This is a genomic window from Tychonema sp. LEGE 07196 (assembly GCF_963890365.1).
Lineage (GTDB): Bacteria > Cyanobacteriota > Cyanobacteriia > Cyanobacteriales > Microcoleaceae > Microcoleus.
Window position 1 is genome coordinate 1 of sequence record NZ_CAWPRX010000039.1, and the last position, 19791, is coordinate 19791.

Here is a 19791-nt window from a genome sequence, read left to right on the forward strand (position 1 = left end):
GCCCTCGACAGCGCCAAGTATGCAGAGGATTTCAATTTCGTGAAAGAATTTGGCAAACTTGACAGTCTGACGCGGACACCAGACCAAACAGCGCTCGCCGAATTCTGGGCCGACATCGGTGGGACGTTTACTCCCCCCGGCCACTGGAACCAAATCGCCCAAGAAGCATCGGCCATCGCAGGCACATCTTTGGAAGATAGCGCCCGCTTGTTCGCCTTGCTAAATATTGCTGTGGCAGATGCAGGTATTAGCTGCTGGGATGCCAAGTATAGTTATAACTTCTGGCGACCCCTAACAGCTATTGTGCAAGCTGACAGGGACAACAATCCCAACACCACAGCCGACCCAGACTGGAAGCCACAGTGGGAAAATCCGCCCTTCCCGGAGTATGCGTCAGGCCACAGTACCTTTAGCGGTGCAGCCGATGCGGTTCTGAGCTCTGTATTCGGTTCGGATTTTGGGTTTGGCGATCGGGGAAACAACTCTGGCTATGCTTTGCGAACCTTTGAAAACTTCCGCCAAGCCTCCGACGAGTCGGGGATGAGCCGCATTTACGGAGGGATTCATTTCATGAGTGCTAACAAGGACGGTTTGAGCGCGGGTAGAAGTTTGGGGAATTATGTTGTGCAGAATTTCTTGGTTTAGGAAAGAGGCAATTTGAGAGCGGTTTGTAGTGCGGATATCTTGCAGGATTGTGAATAAACGGCTTTTTTATCTGTCGGGGCGCATTTACTAGATTGTGGTTTTTAGCAAATTATTATGGGCAAAACCTGCCGGTACCGCAGGCATGAGTTTTTACATTTTTCGTTTCGTTTATTCGAGCAATTCTACAGTACCGAGATATCCGTCTACCCGCACTTTTTGACCGTCTCGCAGGCGAGTTGTAGCTTCTGCAATATTCATAACTGCGGGAATTTTGTACTCGCGAGCGATAATTGCTCCGTGAGACAGTTGGCCGCCAACTTCAGATATAATTGCTGTTGCTCCTAACAGCAAGGGTGCCCAACCTGCATCGGTGTAGGGTACGACAACGATCGCACTTTCGCCTAAATCTGTGGTGGCGGTGCGGCAAATCTTGATAAAACCTTCGACGCAGCCGATACTTGCGGGGATTCCCTGCATAATGCCAGTTGCGGATGTTGCCGAGTCGATCGACCTTTGCCGAGAATTTGGCAGCAAATTGCCGTAGACTACAGCAGGAATCGGGCGATCGCGATCGGTTAAAAGTCGATCGCGCCTTTGGCTAATGGTATCCTGAAAACCAACACTCGCGCCGCTGCGAATCCACTGTTGAATCTCCCCAAATTCCAGATAAAAAATATCCCCAGCTTCCGCAAATACATCCATTACCAATCCGCAAGCCTCAATCTCCACAAAAGTCCAGCGCAAATCTGCCAACAACCGGGCGTAAACTTGACTAATTTCATTTTTGACTGTAGTTCTTTCCTGACATTTATCCAATCGCCATTTCTGCCAAAAACTCAAACCCAACTTTCGACTTTCATCTAAATTAGTTACTGCAGATTTTTGAGCCATAGTTACGATTAACTTTTGGTAAATTTCCGGTTGTTCGCGCCAAGTAGCAACAGCAATATCCGTCCCCACTTCGCTCAAATATCCGTAAGTATCAAGCCACTCTGCAAATTCCGCTTGCAGCGCCGAACTTTCAGCAAATATCTGCGTTAGTTGGGCCGTTGAAATAGTCTCGTTTGACTGCGAAATCGCAGCTTGCCGCAACTTTTTTGCTAACTGCTGCAAAGCCCGCACCGAAGCAATTTCCGGTGCGTTACTATTGTCCAACCATTCATCGGGAACGCGAAAAATTGCCTTGCGAATAGCCAGCCCGATCGGCCCTAATATATTGTAATAAGTAATCGGTTTCAGCCACTCCTGAATTTGCTCTGCTCTCGCCAACAACCCCGACAAATATTCATAATTAGCACTTGCCAATTCCTCTCTCTCTTCCTTCTTCCCTCTTCCCTCTTCCCTCTTCCTTCTTCCTTCTTCCGACGGACTTACATCCGTTACATCCGTTACATCCGTTACATCCCGTACATTGCTCGTTGCCGAACTTCCTTCTTCCTTCTTCCCTCTTCCTTCTTCCTTCTTCCCTCTTCCTTCTTCCTTCAAAAGACTTTGCAGCGCGGGGATAAAAATAGAAGTGCGATCGCCCTCAAAATTTGCATTCAGCGCCCTCTCCCGCTGCACCAAACGCCACAAACCCGGCAAAGAAGGCAAAATCTTCCCCAAAGGCGGTTTGCCCATCTTCTGCCCTCTCAGCAAAAATTCCAAACCCTGCTCCGGCAATCCCATCATCCGAAAAATTTCGCCCAACAAAGTCGCGTTAAAATAGGCGTGGGAACCAAGCAAAGTTGCTGTTTCATTAAAATTTAAATTGGCAGCGCGATCGCCCAAAACCACCTGAAAAATCTCTCCCCAAACCCCACAAGTCAGCGGCCGATTAATCGACCAAGTTAGCGGGCGAATTGCACCGGGAATCACTTCTGCTGCAATAGTCCGCGTCCAAATTGGCTGCAAATTGGTAATCGGGCGGCTTTGCAAAATCCAAACTTTTTCCCCGTCCCAACTCCACTCAATATCCTGGGGGATGCCGTGAAAAAAAGCTTCGATGGCTTGCGCTTGTTTGACTAATTCTGCTATAGTTATTTTGTCAATAATTGAACTCAATTCTAGGGCGCTTAAATTTTGTTCTAAAGTTTCAGGTTGGCTAAAATCAACTTCCAAATGAACCGGAGTAACTTGCCCGCCGACAACAGATGCAGAACCTGCAGGCAAAGCTTCAATAATGATTTGGGAACCGCCATCTAAAGGATTGCGGCTGAACATAACTCCGGCAATTTGGCTTTCAATATAAGGCTGAATCAAAACAGCCATTTGAGTGTCGGGGAGTTGTCGCTGGCGGCGGTAAGCCACAGCTTCGGAAGTCCAATAAGACTCGCGGCAGCAATTAATGCCGTCGAGCAATTCTGCTTCAGTCAAAACAGGGCCAATAGTTTGATATTGTCCGGCGGCGGAACTAAAATCGCCATCTTCTCCCGCAGCCGAAGAGCGCACAATTATGCGGTTTGGGATTTTAGCTTTGAGGTTTTGGATTAAAGCATCAGAAATTGACAATTTATCACTATTTCCTCGATGCCCGATTGCCCTGTTTGGTCGATGCCCGATGCCCGCTTCTTGTGATAATATCCAACCATTAGGTACATTAAAGCCAGCGCGTTTTAGCTGAGACAATTTAGCAGCTTTATCGCCACAGATTGCAGCATCCAACGAGTCATCTAGAGAAAACAATTGTTCCGATTTAGATAAAGCCATATCATCACCCTGACGGATATTAATCGCTGCTAATAAAACAGCCAATCCGGCTGCTGCTAAAAATTCGGGCATTGATTGTCGCCACACCCAAACCCAGAGAGGAGTGCACAGACAGCCGCAGCGGGAAGCAAACAGTCTCGCCCGATCGCCCTTACCCCACCACCGCTGTGCCAAACCCCACACCAGCAGCCCCCAGATGCCCGACGAGACAGCCACCGGCGGCGAAAATACCAAAAGACCCCAAACGGCATTAGTGACACCTCCACCTCCGGCGATCGCGTACCGGGCAGCGACTAGAGGAATCAACAGGGCGATCGCAATTTCCGGTGCATCCGGGAAATAAAATCTGCCCGCCAAAACCGGTAAAATACCCCGGCCAACTTCCGCCAACACCGCAGCAATCCCCGCCAATTTCCCGCCGTGAATGAAAGCAGCCGAAACACCAACATTTCCCGTGCCCAACCGCCTCAAATCACCGCCGCCCACCAGTCGCACCGCCCAGCTAGTAAGCGGCAAAGCACCGAGGGCCAAACTGGCAGCTAACAGCAATGCCATTGTCAACAGCCACATAAAATCAGCCCCCAAATTCCCATATCTAAGTATTATGGCTGCAATGCACTCACTTTTTCAGCCTTCAGATATATTGCGCGATCGCCCAAAGCACATAAAATGATAAAGAAGTAAAGTAAATAAGGATTTAAACCTAATGGCAGAACCCAACCTAATTATTCCCATCTCAGTTCTTGGTGTTGGATTTGTAGCTGCAGTTAGCATCGGCTCCATTGCGTGGTACAACTCCAAGCGTCCCCCCGGTTGGGAATCCAAAGAACGGCCTGATTTTGTTCCTAAAGTTGATAAAGACGATTTAATTGCGGACGTTTCTGGGACAAAAGGTAAATAAAATCTAATTTGTTGAGAGTAGACAAAGATTTCGGAGGACTTGTGCATCAATGAAAAAACTTTGTGATTGCCAGCCGCAGCGCCGCAGTTTCAAGGGTTAATTTTTCCATTTTTTGCACGAGTTCTACCCTCAAATAGCAGGCTGCATCAGTTTCAATAATTGCTCGATTTGACCAAGTTTTATCTTGGCGACCGACAAAAAGACGGATACCGCGCTATGTAATTATGTAGCGAAAATATCTAAATTTTATATTTTTGTTGAAACTCCCAATTTTATCTGTGAAGTAAATCTTAAAATTTTAAATTTCAAACAGGTTGTGAATCAACTCGAAAAATCTACAATTGACGCACCGCCACCGAAAAAAAAATTGAGTTGCACTCAACGCAGACAAGATTAAATGATCTGCGTTTATCCGCTTGAAAACTGCAGTTAACAGGTCGAATATTTATGCAACTCAAGTCTAAGCTGCTAACTTGGAAATTGTTCCACTTTCGCTTCAGCTTGCAAAGTCAGCACGCCAGCTTCCACATTTAACTGTTGAATTCGCAGCGACATTCCCTCAAGTTCAAAATTTCGCAAATTCAAAATTTCACCAGCTTTGTCTGCCAAAGCTGCAGTTAACTCCGGCGAAAATTCCTTGTTTTCGGGATATTCAACATCCTCAAGAGAAATTGCCCAGCCGCCCGCCGCTATCTGAGGTTTGGCGGTAAAATAAATTTTTTGAGTAGATTCAGTTTCCCGCACCAATACCTCAGCATTTAAAGCAATTTTTCCGGTTGACAGCAACTGACAATCCACAGTTTTAACGTCTACTGTCAGCGATTTTCCGTCAACAGTAACTTCTAAATTTTTTAGTTTGCGGCTGATGTATTCGGAATTAAAAGCACGGTTGATATCGCTTTCTGTTAAAACTGCGCGCGCCGTACCGAAAGCAGGCCCGTTTAGTTCAATTTTACCAAACATAGCGCTCAAGGGATTGACAGCAATATCCTTGACGTTAATTTCCAATTCTTGGACGCGCAAATCTTGCTGCATTACCAATCCTTTACCCTCAACGGCAACTTGTTCGACTTCTCCCTGGGCTAGCTGGCCGGGATCGGTGTTGACTGTGACAGACAAACTTTCCGATTCGTCTAATTTGCTAGCAATAGCAATCTCTGCCACTTTGTCGATCGCCTGTTCCCCTAAATTCCGATTTTGTTGAAGCACGCTAGAAATTCCTAATATTGCTTAAAAAATAGTAGTTAATACTTAAGTCAGTTAGCCTCTTCCTGTCGGCAGGTTTTTGGGTGCAAAAAAAACTCCGCCACAGACAGATGGTTTTCCCAAAATTGCCGAAACTAATTCATCGCTATTAAAATAAGTTTTTTTGTAGGTTCAGAAAAAGTGGCGCGCGATCGACATACATTGAAAGCGAACTATGCAGCATCAGATAGCGGTTTTTAGGCGTAGGGGAGTGGCAAACTCTCAAAAATAGGAATTTTTGGCCAAAAGTATTTTTGAGAAGCTCGATCGCCCGCTACAATAAATAACAGCCGGCACCGCCTTTTGCAATGAATCCAGAATCAACTCTCGCCAGACTACAAGCTACACTTCCCGACGGAAAACTGCCTTCTAGCTACGGGGTTTACTTCAAAAACACCCTAGTAGCCCTGTGTCACGCCCTAGAAGACCACATCTTGCAAACCAGCAGCGGGGACGAACTCGAACTCAAACCCCTAGTTTTGGTGACGTTTCAGCAGGGAAAATGGTATTTGCAGGAAGCCGATCGCTACCTGGATATTGCTAACGCCTCTCGGCGCGTTGTCATCGGTGCAGTAGCCGACAGCGGTTTCGCTACCCACAAAACCGGGCAATTAGAAAATGTATCTTTAATAAATCTCGATGAAAATGACCCCATCATCGAAGAATGGAATTTAATCATCCTCGCCCCGACATACAAAGCAATGGTGCTTTGTCGCGAACTTTCCAGCGAAGAATATTTGCCAGAGGGCAAGCCAGAAGTTGATACAGAGCGAAAGTTCTACGGTTTGTGGTCCTTTGACCAGTCCTTAGTGTCAGCCTCCGCAGAAATTTTTATAGAACAGACACGACATTATAATTCTCCCCTAGCCGACAGTTTGCAGGAAATTTACCGATCGATTCTTGCCACAAAAGGCCCGCCCTTGGCAGATATTAGCGGCGTAGTATCGCGGATCGTCACTTACCTGCAAAGTTCTCAGCAACAAATGGTAGCAATTAACCGCCAAACCCGCGATTTGTGGGAATTGGAAGGTCAAGCTTTGCGCGTCAGCCGTAATTTGAACGCCAACAAACTTCAAGCTTTTCTGCGGATGGCGCAGCGCGTGGACGAACGCGATACTTCAAATCCCACAGCTTCTTTGCAGGTGGCGGCTTTGTCGGAAACTTTGGGTCAACTGCTGGATTTGCCGGCTTTGCAGTTGCGGAGGCTGCGGCTGGCCGGATTGCTGTTTAGAATCGGCTTGGTTTCGGCGCCAAATGAGGTGTTCGATCGCACTCCCGATGCTTTTGACCAAGCAACTTTCTCATTTTGGCGCGATCGCAGTTTCATCGGTTCCCAACTGTTGCAAGCCATGCCAGAACTAGCACCCGTAGCAGAAATTGTCAAGCACAAACTCGAATATTGGGACGGCAGCGGCAGGCCAGAGGGTTTGCGAGGCGAAGAGATACCGATTGCTGCGCGGATTTTGGGGTTGGTCGCTTATTTTCAAGAATTGACTCAACCGCGGGGCGATCGTTCGGCTTTGAGTTTGAGCGAAGCTTTGGAAGAGTGCCGGCAACTGTGCGGCATACGCTTCGATCCGGCTTTGGTGGAAACTCTCAGCAACGTCGTCAGGTTAGCCGAAATGGGTTTGATGCAGTTGCCGAATCGCCCCAGCCAACTGCCGAATGTATGGTTGGAAGAATCGGGCGATCGAACGACCGCAGCCGCTCCGGCATTATAAAATGAGTGCGGGAATTAGTTTTTAGTCAGTAGTTATTTGTTATTGGTTATTGGTTATTTGTTATTGGTTATTGGTAACAACTGACAACTGACAACTGACAACTGACAACTGACAACTGCTTTCCTGTCAACTGACAACTGCTTTCCTGTCAACTGCTTTCCTGTCAACTGACCAAAAACTAATGACTAACGACCTAGAAGCTATACGCAAAGGCAAAGTTTATATGTTGGCCGGCAGAGATTTAGCCGGCACAGACTTGGGAGGGGCCGCTCTCGCTGGTGCCGACTTGTCTCAAGCCAACTTAGCAGGAGCTAATCTCGCCGGTGCTAATTTGCAGCGGGCGGTACTGCGAGCAAACCTCCGCGGCGCTGACTTGAGCGGCGCAGATTTGCGGGGCGCAGATTTTCGGAATGCCGATTTGCGCGGAGCTTCCTTTGCTAATGCTTTAGTGCGCGAGGCAAGTTTTGGGGGTGCTTTTTTGACAGGCGCTGCGATGGGCAATTTGGATTTGAGCGGTGTCGATTTGCGCGGTGCCGATTTGCGGGGCGCAGCTTTGGCTCGGGCAATTTTGCAATCTGCCGATTTGAGCCATGCTAATTTGTCCGGTGCTGATTTGTCCGGCGCTGATTTGGAAGAAGCCATCTTGAATGGAGCCGTACTCCGCGGGGCTAACCTGACGGGGGCTAATTTGCTCTGTGCTGCGATCGAACAAACCATATGGGATGGAGCTTTGCTCGATCGCGCCTGTCTCCAAGGCACCCCGCTGAGTCCTTAAATTTCAAATATATTCCTTTCTAGGCAGATCAAAAACAAGATCAACTTATAAAGTGAATAAGCACAAGCTATTTTAACATTTCTTAATGGGAGGTTATAATAGCGACATTAGATCAGCAAACGCATAAATGGTAGCAGCTTTGTTTAGCACATCCTTTCAAGGTCAAAGTGGCGATCGCCTTGTCAGCAAAGTAGCAGGAGCTGCGATCGCGGCCTTATTCAAAAGTTCGGAAAAGGCCGAAGCCAACATCCGAGTCGAACCAGTAGCCAAACTATTGCAGGGAAGCATCGATGGTTTCGACTTCATTGGCAAAGGTATGTTGATGTACAACGGCCTTCGCATAGAAGTGATGGAACTCTACCTGCAAGCACTCTCCATTGATTTTGGGGCGATTTTTGGAGGAAGCGTGAAATTGCGGCAGCCTACCCAGGCAAATATGCGAGTAGTCTTAAGTCGATCGGATTTAACCACTTCATTCAACACACCTTTTGTAGTTGAAAAACTCCAGAGGCTGAAATACCAAGAGCAATCTCTGCACTTTCAAAACACAGAAGTCAGCTTCGGAACAGACAAATCAATTCGGCTGCAGTCCGAAATTGCGATCGGCGATGCCAGCGAACCCGTCAACATAGATATTACAGCTCAGTTGCAGGTCGAAGACCGACGCAAAATCCAATTTGTCAGCGTTACATACGGAGGCGACCAGCAAGCAGTAGACTTGGGTCAAGCTATAATTGCCCACGTAAATAACTTGCTAGATTTAGACAAATTTGCCTTAGAAGGCACTCAATTACGAGTAGACCGCTGCCGAGTTCAAAACGACGAGCTAGTTTTTTACGGTTGGGCTGGCATCGAACAGTTCCCCAAAGGCAAGCGTTAAACCTCAGCCTCCTGATGCGGGCAGACAAATGAGATTTGTTGGAATAATTTTATAGCTTAACAACACAACCCGCCGCGGCGGGTTTTGCTATTTTAGCCACAGTTTTTCAAGCTGTGGCGGTGCTAGCGTAAAGTCATACCATTTTTCTGACCTATGTGCTATAGATGAAGTCTTAGCCCCCCCGCGAGTTCGGGGGGGTTGGGGGGGGTAATATCTAGCGCTACTTTATTCCATTGGTATCACTCTACATTTCGGCATATTTCCCGAACCAATCTGTCGCGCATCTAAATTGCCAGCTACTCGATATTTAAACTATCGTGACAATTTAAAGCGCGCGATCGAGCTTAAAATTAAATACAAAATAGCTTATTCCCTAGGATTTTATATTTCGCCTCAAAATCAGCACTTAGATCGAGGCGATCGCACAAATTGCCTTGGTAAATTTATAACAAGACTTGCGCGCAGGACAAGAGAAACCCCGTTTCTTGAGAGATACTCTGCAACCTCTAACGTATCCTAAAAACCCGGTTCATAAGCATAAGCCCAATAGAAAATAAATAACCCCAAAAGAGGAAAAATGCTCGGATTTTATTTATTTTGTATCTACATCGTAGTCTTGTCCGTGCTTGCTGCGCCCAACTCCCGCAGACACGAAAAATGGTGGGTAGAAATCGTCACAGATTTGCCTCGCTGTACCTATTATTTTGGCCCCTTCGACACCGACCAAGAAGCCTCCAGTCATACTCCGGGCTATCTCGAAGACTTGGAAAGCGAAGGAGCCAAAAGAGTAAGCATCCGCATCAAACGGTGTCAGCCTTCAGCTCTCACCATTGACGAAGATGAATTTTCAGAGAGTATCGCAGCTTAAAACTTTTGAATGTTGAGTTAACTGAAACCTCAACAATAATATCAACATTATCTTCTCCTAGTCCGCTGGGAGTAGAATTTGTACGTGTTGCAACGACTTACATCGCCGAAACCTCAAACTATTCTCCGCCAAAATGCAGATATTAACCAGCATTTACCCTCAACAATTACCAGAGCTAAATCAGCATATAGGACGATCCATCGATCTATTTATCCTGGTAGCTTAAGAACATTACACACTACTTGATTTCAGGGATAGCTACTATGTTCGGACTTTATCTATTAGGTATGTACGTTGCTGCTTTCTGGATACTAACTCAACCGATGGGCGGTAGAAGTCGCCAGTGGTGGGTGGAAGTTGACACAGATTTGCCCAAGCGCACCTATTATTTTGGCCCCTACGAAAGCAAAGATGAAGCTTCTCACAACACCAAGGGCTACATCAAAGATTTGGAGAAAAAAGGAGCTAAAAACATTAGCATTAAAATCCAAGAAGGTAGCCAACCCAGTCAGCTAACAGCTAGCGATGAGTCTTGAGAAAGTAGAACGATCGAGTATGAATAGATCGAGCTTGCATCCGATGCAGAGCGGGTTCACCAATATCGATAACTTCAGATCCGCGATATTTGCAAACCCCCCTCAACCCCACAGATAACTCGCTTTCCTTCTTGGCGTTGTCTGGTACGCGCAATGCAGGTTGTTTCAAAGTAGCGCTTGGCTTAAATTGCTTCGGGGATTAAAAGTGCGATTGGTCTGGATTTTTTCATAGCATTCGCGCTCTAGGGCGCTGAGTTCCTTGGGCGGAACGATCGCAATTTTGACCAACAAATCAGTGCGTTCATCCTTCTTCGGTTTCGGCCATCCTTTACCTCGCAACCGCAAAGACTGACCAGAACGCATCCCGGCTGGAAATTTTACCACTATCGTACCTTCAGGCGCAGGCACTTCAATCGAAGCTCCCAACACCGCTTCATCGGGAGTTATCGGCACTTCACAAATTAAATTCTCTCCCTCAAACTGGAAAAAAGCGTGAGGCAAAACTTCTAATTTGAGGTACAAATCTCCCTGCTGCTTCGTGTACGGGTCAACTTGACCTTTGCCTTTCACCCTAATTTTGCTGCCGGTTTTCACACCCGCAGGAATCGAAACTTCGCCCGTGGCGACTCGCTTAGAAGTGCCGCGAAACGCTTCCCCCAAAGTTAGGGAAATCGTCACCTCGGTATCGAGAGAGCTTCCTGCGCTGCGGTTTTCGTACCCCGCAAAATCTTCAAATCCCCCAAAACCGCCCGGCCCGCCGGTGCCGCCTCGGTAGGTGCTGTAATTCCACTGACCGTTGCGACCAGCACCAGCACTACCCCCAGCCGCGCGGCCGAGCAAGGCATTGATAAATTCGTCAAAACTGCCGTACTGGCTGAAGTCAACGCCGCCAAAGTCTACATTTGTACTGTTTCCGCCGGGCCATCCGCCGCCAGTTGTAGCCGCTTGTTTCCAGTATTGACCGTATTGGTCGTATTTTTTGCGTTTTTCTGGGTCTGAGAGCACTTCGTAAGCTTCGTTTACTTCTTTAAAACGAGCTTCGGCTTCTTTGTTCCCGGGGTTCATGTCCGGGTGATATTTTCGCGCTAGTTTGCGAAAAGTTTTTTTCATTTCGTCTGAAGTGGCGGTTTTGTTGAGCCCCAAAATAGCGTAATAGTCTTTAAAATCTGTTGCAGCCATTAATCAATCCTCTCTTTATTAGTTGTTAGTTGTTAGTTGTTAGTTGTTAGAAAAAATAAATCCCTAATTAGCAAGATGGCAAGTTAGTTTGATGCTTAGGGTAAAAACTGCCTGCTGCATCTGATTTAAATTATAGGTTATCAAAGGTTGGGACTCGATCGAGTTCGGTTGTTGCTTACGGGACATCGCAATTTCCGCACCCGGCTGATATTTAAGGTTTTTAGCCGTTGTGCGCCTCCCTTGATTTTGGTGTAGCCCCGCGCCCGATAGTCCCGCCGCCCTTGATGCGAGCCTGGGATAGCTGCTGCTGGCTAGTTGGTGCGAGTTCTGTATGAGGGTAGATTGGCGCGGGCGATCGCTCTTTTTGCTGTTTTTTTGCGGTGCAGGGTGCGATCGCACTTTTGTTTCTCTAGCTTTTCAAGCAATCCCAATCCTAATAGGTTCTGATCGGGAAGTTTCGGAGAATTTGCAGCGTAAATTGTGAGTGTATTCTACCCTAAAACGCGCCAGAATTCAACAACCTTGCGAGACATTTTTCCCTAACCGTACCGATGCTATACTATAGCAGTTTGAGCGAAATATGAAGTATTGAGCGATCGAGTCCTCAATCCCCCCATAAAAAATCCCTCAATCCCTCAATCGCTTAATTTAAAATCCATATATTCCCCAATCCCCCAATCCCTCAATCCCCAATTCCTCAATCTAAAATCTAAAACTTGTGAGCCAGCGAAGCCGAAGTATCTAAAATCTAAAATCCCTCAATTCCTCAATTCCCCAATCGAAAATCGAAAATCGAAAATCAAAAATTATTCAATCTAAAATCTAAAACTTGTACGCTCGCGACTTGTCCGCTGGCGTAGCCGAAGCAAGCCGAAGTATCTAAAATCGACTGACTTATCACCTTTTTGAGAAACGCTATATCTTATTTTGACACTTTATTCATTGACTTAAATCACAAAAATATAAGATATTCTTTTCCTAATTTGTTAACTAGAGTACACACTTTCAAAAAAATTAAGATAGGATAGTATATATCAATAAGCTTTTGACGCTACCAGGGTATTGACATGATTAATTATTTGCTAAGTTGGCCTTGTGGCTGCTGCGACGATTGGAAAGATCGTTCGGAGATTTGTGTATTGCTCAGAAACGGGCAGCGCGTTTGTCAGTCGTGCTACGATCGCAAATATAAGAATCAGAAGCCCTCCGCCAGACGCAGGCGATCGAATATATCAGTCTCACAACGCCCTGTATAACAGTTCGATATCTCATAGGAAATATCGATCCCTCAATCTCTTAATCCCTCAATCCCAATCTAAAATCGACTGATTTTTCACTTTTTTGAAAAAGGCTGTAACAGAGATAGTACCATATTAAAACCCGGTGCTTTAAATCAAGCCAAGTATTGCGACAAACTGGTATCAGCAGTTGCAATTAATAATGAGTTAAAAAAAATCCTTGAGTCATCAGTTATCAGTTATCAGTCATCGGTCATTGGTAATCGGTCACTAATTTAGTTATTTATCATCAGTCACCTGACTTTCAGGTGGCTGATTTTAAATCAAAAAATTGAGCGCTGACCACTAATGACTAATGACTAATAACTAAATGATAGTTCCATCAGGAATCGTGGCGTTTTTCAGGACTACGACAATACCGCTGCGGATGTAAAAACCTTGGTTTTCGCGGTTGGATTCTTCCACTCGGTCTTTATTAATTATTTGAACGTTGCGGCCGATGCGGGTATTTTTATCCACAATCGCGCGGCGAATTGTAGTATCCGCACCGATACCGAGGGCGACACCGCCGTTGTCCAAACTCGAATGCCGTTCGGCGTCGGGTTCGTAGAAGTCAGCACCCATAACCAGGGTATCTTGAATCGTACATCCAGCTTCAATGCGCGATCGAACTCCCAGCACAGAATGGTCGATCCGGCAATTTTTGAGAATGCAGCCTTCTGCAATAATCGATTCAGTGATGTGAGTATCTAAAAGCTTAGTCGGCGGCAAGAAACGCGGGCGAGTGTAAATCGGCGCATTTTCATCGTAGAAACTGAAAGGAGGCTTAGGCTGTTTAGTAAGAGCCAAGTTAGCATCATAAAAAGCCTCAATCGTTCCGATATCTTCCCAGTAATCGTCAAACAAATAAGCTTGAACGTTATGGTCTTTTGAAGAATTCGGAATAATCTCTTTACCAAAATCAGTTTGGTTTGGAGATTCTTTCAGAAGTTTAATCAAAACTTCTTTTTTAAACAGATAAATCCCCATCGAAGCAATGTAAGGACTTTCCTGAGCCTGCTGCGCTGTCAGTCCCAGTTTAGTAGTATCCACCTGCATTTGTTTGAGCGGATCGCCTTTTGGTTTTTCGCTGAAAGAAACAACGCGGCCGCTGTCGTCGATTTTCATCAAACCAAAATCCGACGCCCGCTTCTCGTCCATCGGCAAAACCGAGAGGGTGATATCGGCGTTGGTTTCGCGGTGTCTCTCCACAAACTTCTGGTAGTCCATGCGGTAGAGGTGGTCGCCTGAGAGAATCAAGAATTCGTCAACGTCCCACTGTTCTAGTAGCGAGAGATATTGGCGAACTGCGTCTGCTGTCCCTTGGAACCAGTTGGCATTTTCCTGGGTTTGCTGGGCGGCGAGCACCTCGACAAATCCCTCGCTGAAGCCAGAAAACTGGTAGGTACGAGAGATGTGGCGGTTGAGGGATGCCGAGTTGAATTGGGTGAGAACGTAGATTTTGAGTATTTCGGAATTGATGCAATTGCTGACAGGAATATCGATGAGGCGATATTTGCCGGCCAGGGGAACTGCGGGTTTGGCTCGCAGTTTGGTTAGGGGGTAAAGGCGGGTGCCTACACCGCCACCGAGGATGATGGCTAAAACTTTTTTCAAGGAACTTTCTCCCTAGGGTCGATTAACTCTCCAAGTTCAGTGTCTAATGGTGAGGGCTTCTTGACAAGGGGGGGGAGTAAGGAAGTTTTGAGTTTTGAGTTCAGTCGCTGGTGCTGAAACGGGGATTTTTAATCAAAATATTTTGTTCCTACGCTCGATAAGACAGTCCAGGACGCAGGCTAGGCAAAAATACCAGGTTCTCGATCGAGCATCTCTTGGATTAGCAACGATTTTCCAAGAAACGGATTTTTTTACGTAGGTTCTATAGGAGTGAAAAAAACGATGTTTATGAGAGTTGGAGTGTTGACGGGACTATAGTTGTAGCCTTTTTCAAAAAGGTGAGAAGTTGAGATTTTAGATACTTCGGCTTGCTTCGGCTACGCCAGCGGACAAGTCGCGAGCTTATAAGTTTTAGATTGGGGGATTGAGAGATTGAGGGATTGAGGGATCGATACCTCATCTGTTGCTCGAATTGCTATATGAGTGGTGAGTTGTGAGTTAAAATACTCATCCATCAATCATGGATATTTAAAAAAATTTTGAGGTTTAAGTTAAAATACCCATCGATAAATAAGGGAAGTTTAACGACAGAATAAGGTTCGGGGTTTTGGCTGTTAATTATAATTTTTCTGTTGTTAATTCTCGCTTTGTGGCAATTTATCCATCCAGGCTCGATCGCCCTTTGGTATAGTTCCAGCCTTTGACTGATGACGTTGCACCCACAGCCAGCGACACACCACTGATGACTGATGAACAATGACACACCTGAGTCGGGACGATCGATATCTGAGATAAAATCAGTGAGAAATCTCCGATTGACGGCAAATTTTTGTGATATTTTACGATCGGTCGATCGACAAAACTCGATCGAGCGTATATTTTATACCAAAAGCTAGATCCCCTAGAAAGCTCTGCTACTGTAGCCTAAGCCATAGCAACCTAGGAAAATTGTATGCAAATTCAAACCCCCGACTGGGTTAAACACGCGGTATTCTACCAAATATTCCCCGATCGCTTTGCCAAAAGCAAACAACCCCGCAAGCGCCTCCTGCAAAACTTCATGTGGGAAGAATGGCACAAAATCCCTACCCTCCAAAGCTACAAAGGAGGCGACTTGTGGGGCGTTATGGAACAGCTAGATTACTTGCAAGATTTAGGCATTAATGCCATTTACTTTACCCCCATTTTTCAGTCGGCTAGCAACCACCGCTACCACACCCACGACTACTACCAAGTAGATCCGATGTTGGGCGGCAATCCAGCTTTTAAAGAACTTCTAGACGCAGCCCACGATCGCAATATCAAAATTGTCCTAGACGGCGTATTCAACCACGCCAGCCGCGGCTTTTTCTTCTTCCACGACATCCTGGAAAACGGCCCCCATTCTCCTTGGCTAGATTGGTTTCAAATTGAAGACTGGCCGCTATCCCCCTACGACGGCAATTTCCCAGCTAATTATCTCGGTTGGGACGGCAATCGAGCGCTGCCCGTGTTCAATCACGACAATCCTGAAGTGCGAGAGTACATTATGGAAGTCGCCGAATATTGGATTAAATTCGGCATTGACGGCTGGCGGCTGGACGTTCCTTTTGAAATTAAAACAGAGGGATTTTGGCAGGAATTTCGAGAAAGAGTGAAAGCTGTTAATCCCGAAGCTTACATTGTCGGCGAAGTCTGGGAAGATGCGAGAGAATGGCTCGATGGCAGTCAATTTGACGGCGTGATGAATTATCTGTTTGCGGCACCGACTATTGCTTTTGCTGCGGGCGATCGGGTAGATATGAACCAATTAGAAGGTCGTTCTTATTACCCCTATCCGGCGCTGTTTGCCAAGCAGTACGGCGAGAAGATTCAGAAAGTTTTGGAATTATATCCGTGGGAAATACAGCTAACTCAACTAAATTTGTTAGCCAGTCACGATACTGCGAGGTTGCTGTCAATTGCAGGAGACGATCGCTCTAGTGTCGAAATTGCGACTTTGCTGCTGTTAACTTATGCCGGAGCTCCCAGCATTTATTACGGTGATGAAGTTGGTTTACCGGGCGCTCTAGATCCAGATTCTCGCCGCAGTTTTCCCTTAAAAGCTCACTGGGAACTTGATGTTTTAGATTACCACAAACAGTTGATAGCTTTGCGCCACAAATACGTCGCCCTCCGCACAGGGACTTACAAAGTTCTGTTTGCTGAAGGCACGGTTTACGTCTTTGCGCGAATTTTAGAAGATGAGGAAATAATTGTGGCAGTGAATGTGGCAACTCAAGAGGTGAAGGTAAATTTTGAGACTCCCAGTTTGAAATTCCCTCACGATAAATTGCTGTTTGGCAAGGGTGAGTTTGTTTGGGAAGGTGAGGGAGAAACTCGGAAGTTAGCGCTGAATATGCCCGCGCGATCGGGTTTAATTATCGGTACTGCTAATTAGTCCTTTAGACATTTGAAACCAAAGAAACCTGGTTTTTGACCTAATTTTTGAGTCAAAACTAAATATTGAAGTCAAAAACTCGATTTCTGAAATTGGTGCAAGATTTATGATAGATGATATTGTTGGGCGAAGTGAAATGTAGGATTCGTGCTTCCTGACATATTGCACAACAAGCAAAAACCGGGAATAGGATTAAAAATCTAAGTTTTAATCCTAGATTTTTAATCCTATTCCCGGTTTTGATCGGTTTATAGAAAATACTGCAATATCTCAGTTTCTCTCAACCCAAGCTACACAAACTGCCTCTTATTGATGCTGCCACCACAAAGATAGGCATCAATGCACTACACTAGGTTGGTAAAAAATATTTATTGTTTCTCAGGATATGTAATGCAGCGCCTAAAGATATTAGCGCAGTTCCTTCGGTTGAGACGCTGGTTTGCTCACAATTTAGGGGTGAGCGCGGTTCGCAAAGAACAAGTCTATTTGGACCTTGCTCAGTCCGTGACTCTGACAGATGCCAGTTATTGGATTCAAGTTTTATTTTCTGCTGGGATAGCTACCCTGGGATTGGTGTTGAATAGTCCGGCCGTCATCATTGGCGCGATGCTGATTTCACCTTTAATGGGGAGTATTTTGGCAAACGGGCTGGCTTTGGCTGCTGGGGATGCGATTTTGGCGCTGCGGGCCCTCGTTAATTTAATTTTGAGCTGCACGCTGGCTATTTCCTTTGCGGTGGTGTTGGTATTGATTTTGCCGTTTAAGGAAATGACCAGCGAAATTCTGGCCAGAACTCAGCCAAATTTGCTGGATTTAGTGATTGCGCTGTTTTCTGGGGCTGTGGGGGCGGTGGCTATTTGCAAGGAGGCTAAGGGGGTTGTTACCTCTATTCCGGGGGTTTCTATCGCGGTGGCGTTGATGCCGCCGCTGTGTGTGGTGGGTTACGGGATTGGGATGGCGGTGAGTCTGAGTCCCGGAAGCGGGTTGGCGGTGGCGCGGGGGGGAGGGCTGCTGTTTTTTACCAACTTAGTCGCTATTACGTTTATGGCGATGTTGGTGTTTTTGGTTCTGCACATTGATAGTTTTCCCGTGCGCGAGCGAGTGCGTTTGTGGCGGAAAACCAATGGAGAAAGTATTTGGATGCAGTCTTTGGTCGAGCGAATTCCGGCGTCGGAACGATTGAAGCGCATCGGTAGTTTGCCAAGTCGCCTGCTGCTGATTTTGATGACTATTTTATTGACTTCGATTCCTCTGTATCAATCTTACAATCAACTTCGTGACGAAATCTCTCGCAAGCAGCAAGAAAATCAACTGCGTAATAGCACTACAGAAATCTGGCAAAAAAACTTTGGTAACTTTCCTGATGGTAAGGTGCGATCGTACATCAGTCAACTTTCGTTTCGAGAACAAAAGCGTAAATTAGTCGCTCAACTTCAGGTAGTTACTAGCAAGGTTTACACGGAAGCGGAACGAGAGCAATACAAGCAATTGCTGTCAGCGAAACTTGGGAGGCCGTTGGAGTCAATTGCTCTGAATCTGATTCAAATTCCCATAGCTTCTAACGAGCTGTTACCAACAAAGGTTTCTGAAACAACAATCAAGCCGGAGCCTCCCCCCACGGTTGCGGAATTGCAATCGAGTTTTTTGACGGCTGTGGAGTCTGCCCTCGATTCCCTGATTTTGCCCCTACCGGCTCAATTGATGAGTTATCAGGCGATTACTAGCCCGCTGACGCCGTTAAGGATTCAGATTGCTTACTTTAGTCCGCGGGATCTCGATCGCGACGGACAAGCGCTGCTGGTGGATGATATCCGCAGTCAATTAAATTACCCTACAGCGCAGGTCAATTTCAATCGGATTGCGCCGGTTGCTGGAACGGTTACTTTTGCGTTAAATCAAGCTCAAATTCCGGCAAATCAAGTTCAATTGCTCGATCGACTGGGTAAGACGGTACAGCAAAATCCTAAATTGCAGATTGAAATGAGTTCCGGTCAAGCGCCCTCGGAAGCTGGGACGCCGGCGATCGGGCGATCGGTGGCGGTTCGCAATTATTTGCAAACAAAATGGCAAATTAAGCCCGATCGCTATATTACTAAAACTGAAACTGCAACTCAACCAATTGTCCAGTTAAAAACAGTTCTCAAAAAACCGCCCCAAAATTCCTCACCTTCTGTTCAGCAGGATGCAGTTGAAGGAGGAGTGACACGCTGACTGTTTTTAACACTGGTGTCAAAAAGACGGTTAGTAGTGCGGAATGCGAGTCCGCACGCGCGATCCAATCTATCTATACAATCCGATAATTACCAATAGGAAATTTTTAAAATGATAGAAAGCATACAAGAAGTGGCGATTGAAGACAATCTGAAGCAATTTTTAGTAGTGCTTTCAGTTTCTTTGAGTGTGGCAACTCTGCCACAAATTGTTAGTTGGTTGCGCCGAATTCCCTATACGCTGCTGCTAGTGATTGTGGGAGCAGGACTGGCTTTGGTTGATGTGCGGTTGGTGAATCTTTCGCCTGAATTGATTCTGTTGATTTTTCTGCCACCGCTGCTGTTTGAAGCTGCTTGGAATTTGAAGTGGTCGAGTTTAAAACAGGATTTAATTCCTATTTGTCTTTATGCTGTTTTCGGTGTGCTGATTTCCATTGCGGGTGTGGCAATTGGTTTAAATCAGTTTGCCGGTCTTTCTTTGGGAACTGCGCTGATGATTGGGGCTACCCTTTCAGCTACCGATCCGGTTTCGGTGACGGCTTTGTTTCGGGAGTTGGGGGTTGAGAAGCGTCTCAGCACTTTGATGGAAGGCGAAAGTTTGTTTAATGACGGAATGGCAGTTGTGGCGTTTGGATTTCTGGCTGCTTTTGCTCAGGGAACTGCTAATTTATCGCCGGGGCCGATTTTGCTGGAGTTGATAACGGTGGTGGGGATTGGGCTGGGGGTTGGCGGGCTGATCGGGTTTGCGATTTCTTATCTGACGCAGCGGTTCGATTTGCCTCTGGTGGAGCAGTCTCTGACGTTGGTTTCGGCCTACGGTACTTATTTGA

The 19791-nt window shown here is 46.3% G+C and carries 14 protein-coding genes; 10 read left to right on the forward strand and 4 right to left on the reverse strand.

Going from position 1 to position 19791, the window contains the following annotated elements; translation table 11 throughout:
- A partial coding sequence (locus tag AACV78_RS05435) for a vanadium-dependent haloperoxidase (RefSeq protein WP_194074387.1) occupies positions 1-645 on the forward strand: 645 nt, incomplete at its 5' end.
- Positions 646-813: 168 nt separating this feature from the next.
- Here AACV78_RS05435 and AACV78_RS05440 read toward each other — a convergent pair.
- Entirely contained in the window at positions 814-3903 is a 3090-nt protein-coding gene (locus AACV78_RS05440) for a glycerol-3-phosphate acyltransferase (protein ID WP_228042611.1), read from the reverse strand.
- 136 nt (positions 3904-4039) lie between these two features.
- Between AACV78_RS05440 and psb35 the strand changes: the two genes are divergently transcribed.
- Positions 4040-4234, forward strand: a complete 195-nt coding sequence (gene psb35, locus AACV78_RS05445) for a photosystem II assembly protein Psb35 (RefSeq protein ID WP_194012755.1) — start codon at positions 4040-4042, stop codon at positions 4232-4234.
- A 468-nt stretch (positions 4235-4702) separates the two neighbouring features.
- Here psb35 and AACV78_RS05450 read toward each other — a convergent pair whose 3' ends face one another.
- Positions 4703-5443 (reverse strand): LmeA family phospholipid-binding protein, encoded by a 741-nt coding sequence (locus AACV78_RS05450; RefSeq protein WP_194012754.1) that lies wholly within the window; start codon positions 5441-5443, stop codon positions 4703-4705.
- 344 nt (positions 5444-5787) lie between these two features.
- Here AACV78_RS05450 and AACV78_RS05455 point away from each other — a divergent pair, with 344 nt between their 5' ends.
- The 5 genes from AACV78_RS05455 (at position 5788) to AACV78_RS05475 (ending at position 10259) form a co-directional block, all read left to right on the forward strand.
- Positions 5788-7200, forward strand: a complete 1413-nt coding sequence (locus AACV78_RS05455; RefSeq protein WP_194012753.1) for an HD domain-containing phosphohydrolase — start codon at positions 5788-5790, stop codon at positions 7198-7200.
- A 181-nt stretch (positions 7201-7381) separates the two neighbouring features.
- Positions 7382-7975, forward strand: a complete 594-nt coding sequence (locus AACV78_RS05460; RefSeq protein WP_194012752.1) for a pentapeptide repeat-containing protein — start codon at positions 7382-7384, stop codon at positions 7973-7975.
- 127 nt (positions 7976-8102) lie between these two features.
- Positions 8103-8855, forward strand: a complete 753-nt coding sequence (locus tag AACV78_RS05465) for an LmeA family phospholipid-binding protein (RefSeq protein WP_194012751.1) — start codon at positions 8103-8105, stop codon at positions 8853-8855.
- Positions 8856-9432: 577 nt separating this feature from the next.
- Complete coding sequence (locus AACV78_RS05470) at positions 9433-9723, forward strand: DUF1816 domain-containing protein (RefSeq protein WP_194012599.1); 291 nt, start codon at positions 9433-9435, stop codon at positions 9721-9723.
- 263 nt (positions 9724-9986) lie between these two features.
- Positions 9987-10259, forward strand: coding sequence for a DUF1816 domain-containing protein (locus AACV78_RS05475; RefSeq protein WP_194012600.1), 273 nt, complete (start codon positions 9987-9989; stop codon positions 10257-10259).
- A gap of 165 nt (positions 10260-10424) precedes the next feature.
- Here the strand turns inward: AACV78_RS05475 and AACV78_RS05480 are convergent, their stop codons facing one another.
- Both AACV78_RS05480 and AACV78_RS05485 read right to left on the reverse strand, forming a co-directional pair.
- Positions 10425-11438 (reverse strand): DnaJ C-terminal domain-containing protein, encoded by a 1014-nt coding sequence (locus AACV78_RS05480; protein WP_194012601.1) that lies wholly within the window; start codon positions 11436-11438, stop codon positions 10425-10427.
- A gap of 1604 nt (positions 11439-13042) precedes the next feature.
- Positions 13043-14332, reverse strand: a complete 1290-nt coding sequence (locus AACV78_RS05485) for a glucose-1-phosphate adenylyltransferase (RefSeq protein WP_194012602.1) — start codon at positions 14330-14332, stop codon at positions 13043-13045.
- A gap of 952 nt (positions 14333-15284) precedes the next feature.
- Between AACV78_RS05485 and AACV78_RS05490 the strand changes: the two genes are divergently transcribed.
- The 3 genes from AACV78_RS05490 to AACV78_RS05500 all read left to right on the forward strand — a co-directional run.
- A complete protein-coding gene (locus AACV78_RS05490) occupies positions 15285-16751 on the forward strand; it encodes a glycoside hydrolase family 13 protein (RefSeq protein ID WP_194012603.1) in 1467 nt (488 codons plus the stop codon).
- Positions 16752-17141: 390 nt separating this feature from the next.
- The gene (locus tag AACV78_RS05495; protein ID WP_194012604.1) at positions 17142-18962 is read left to right on the forward strand and encodes a DUF389 domain-containing protein; all 1821 of its coding nucleotides are present in this window, start codon (positions 17142-17144) and stop codon (positions 18960-18962) included.
- A 111-nt stretch (positions 18963-19073) separates the two neighbouring features.
- Positions 19074-19791: cation:proton antiporter domain-containing protein (locus AACV78_RS05500; RefSeq protein WP_194074388.1), on the forward strand; the 718-nt coding region annotated here is incomplete at its 3' end.

Coding starts and splice junctions, on each gene's coding strand:
- AACV78_RS05475 (WP_194012600.1), top strand. CDS start 9,987: ATGTTCGGACTTTATCTATTAGGTATGTACGTTGCTGCTTTCTGGATA.
- AACV78_RS05455 (WP_194012753.1), top strand. CDS start 5,788: ATGAATCCAGAATCAACTCTCGCCAGACTACAAGCTACACTTCCCGAC.
- AACV78_RS05490 (WP_194012603.1), top strand. CDS start 15,285: ATGCAAATTCAAACCCCCGACTGGGTTAAACACGCGGTATTCTACCAA.
- AACV78_RS05460 (WP_194012752.1), top strand. CDS start 7,382: ATGACTAACGACCTAGAAGCTATACGCAAAGGCAAAGTTTATATGTTG.
- AACV78_RS05480 (WP_194012601.1), bottom strand. CDS start 11,438: ATGGCTGCAACAGATTTTAAAGACTATTACGCTATTTTGGGGCTCAAC.
- AACV78_RS05465 (WP_194012751.1), top strand. CDS start 8,103: ATGGTAGCAGCTTTGTTTAGCACATCCTTTCAAGGTCAAAGTGGCGAT.
- psb35 (WP_194012755.1), top strand. CDS start 4,040: ATGGCAGAACCCAACCTAATTATTCCCATCTCAGTTCTTGGTGTTGGA.
- AACV78_RS05440 (WP_228042611.1), bottom strand. CDS start 3,903: ATGTGGCTGTTGACAATGGCATTGCTGTTAGCTGCCAGTTTGGCCCTC.
- AACV78_RS05495 (WP_194012604.1), top strand. CDS start 17,142: ATGCAGCGCCTAAAGATATTAGCGCAGTTCCTTCGGTTGAGACGCTGG.
- AACV78_RS05470 (WP_194012599.1), top strand. CDS start 9,433: ATGCTCGGATTTTATTTATTTTGTATCTACATCGTAGTCTTGTCCGTG.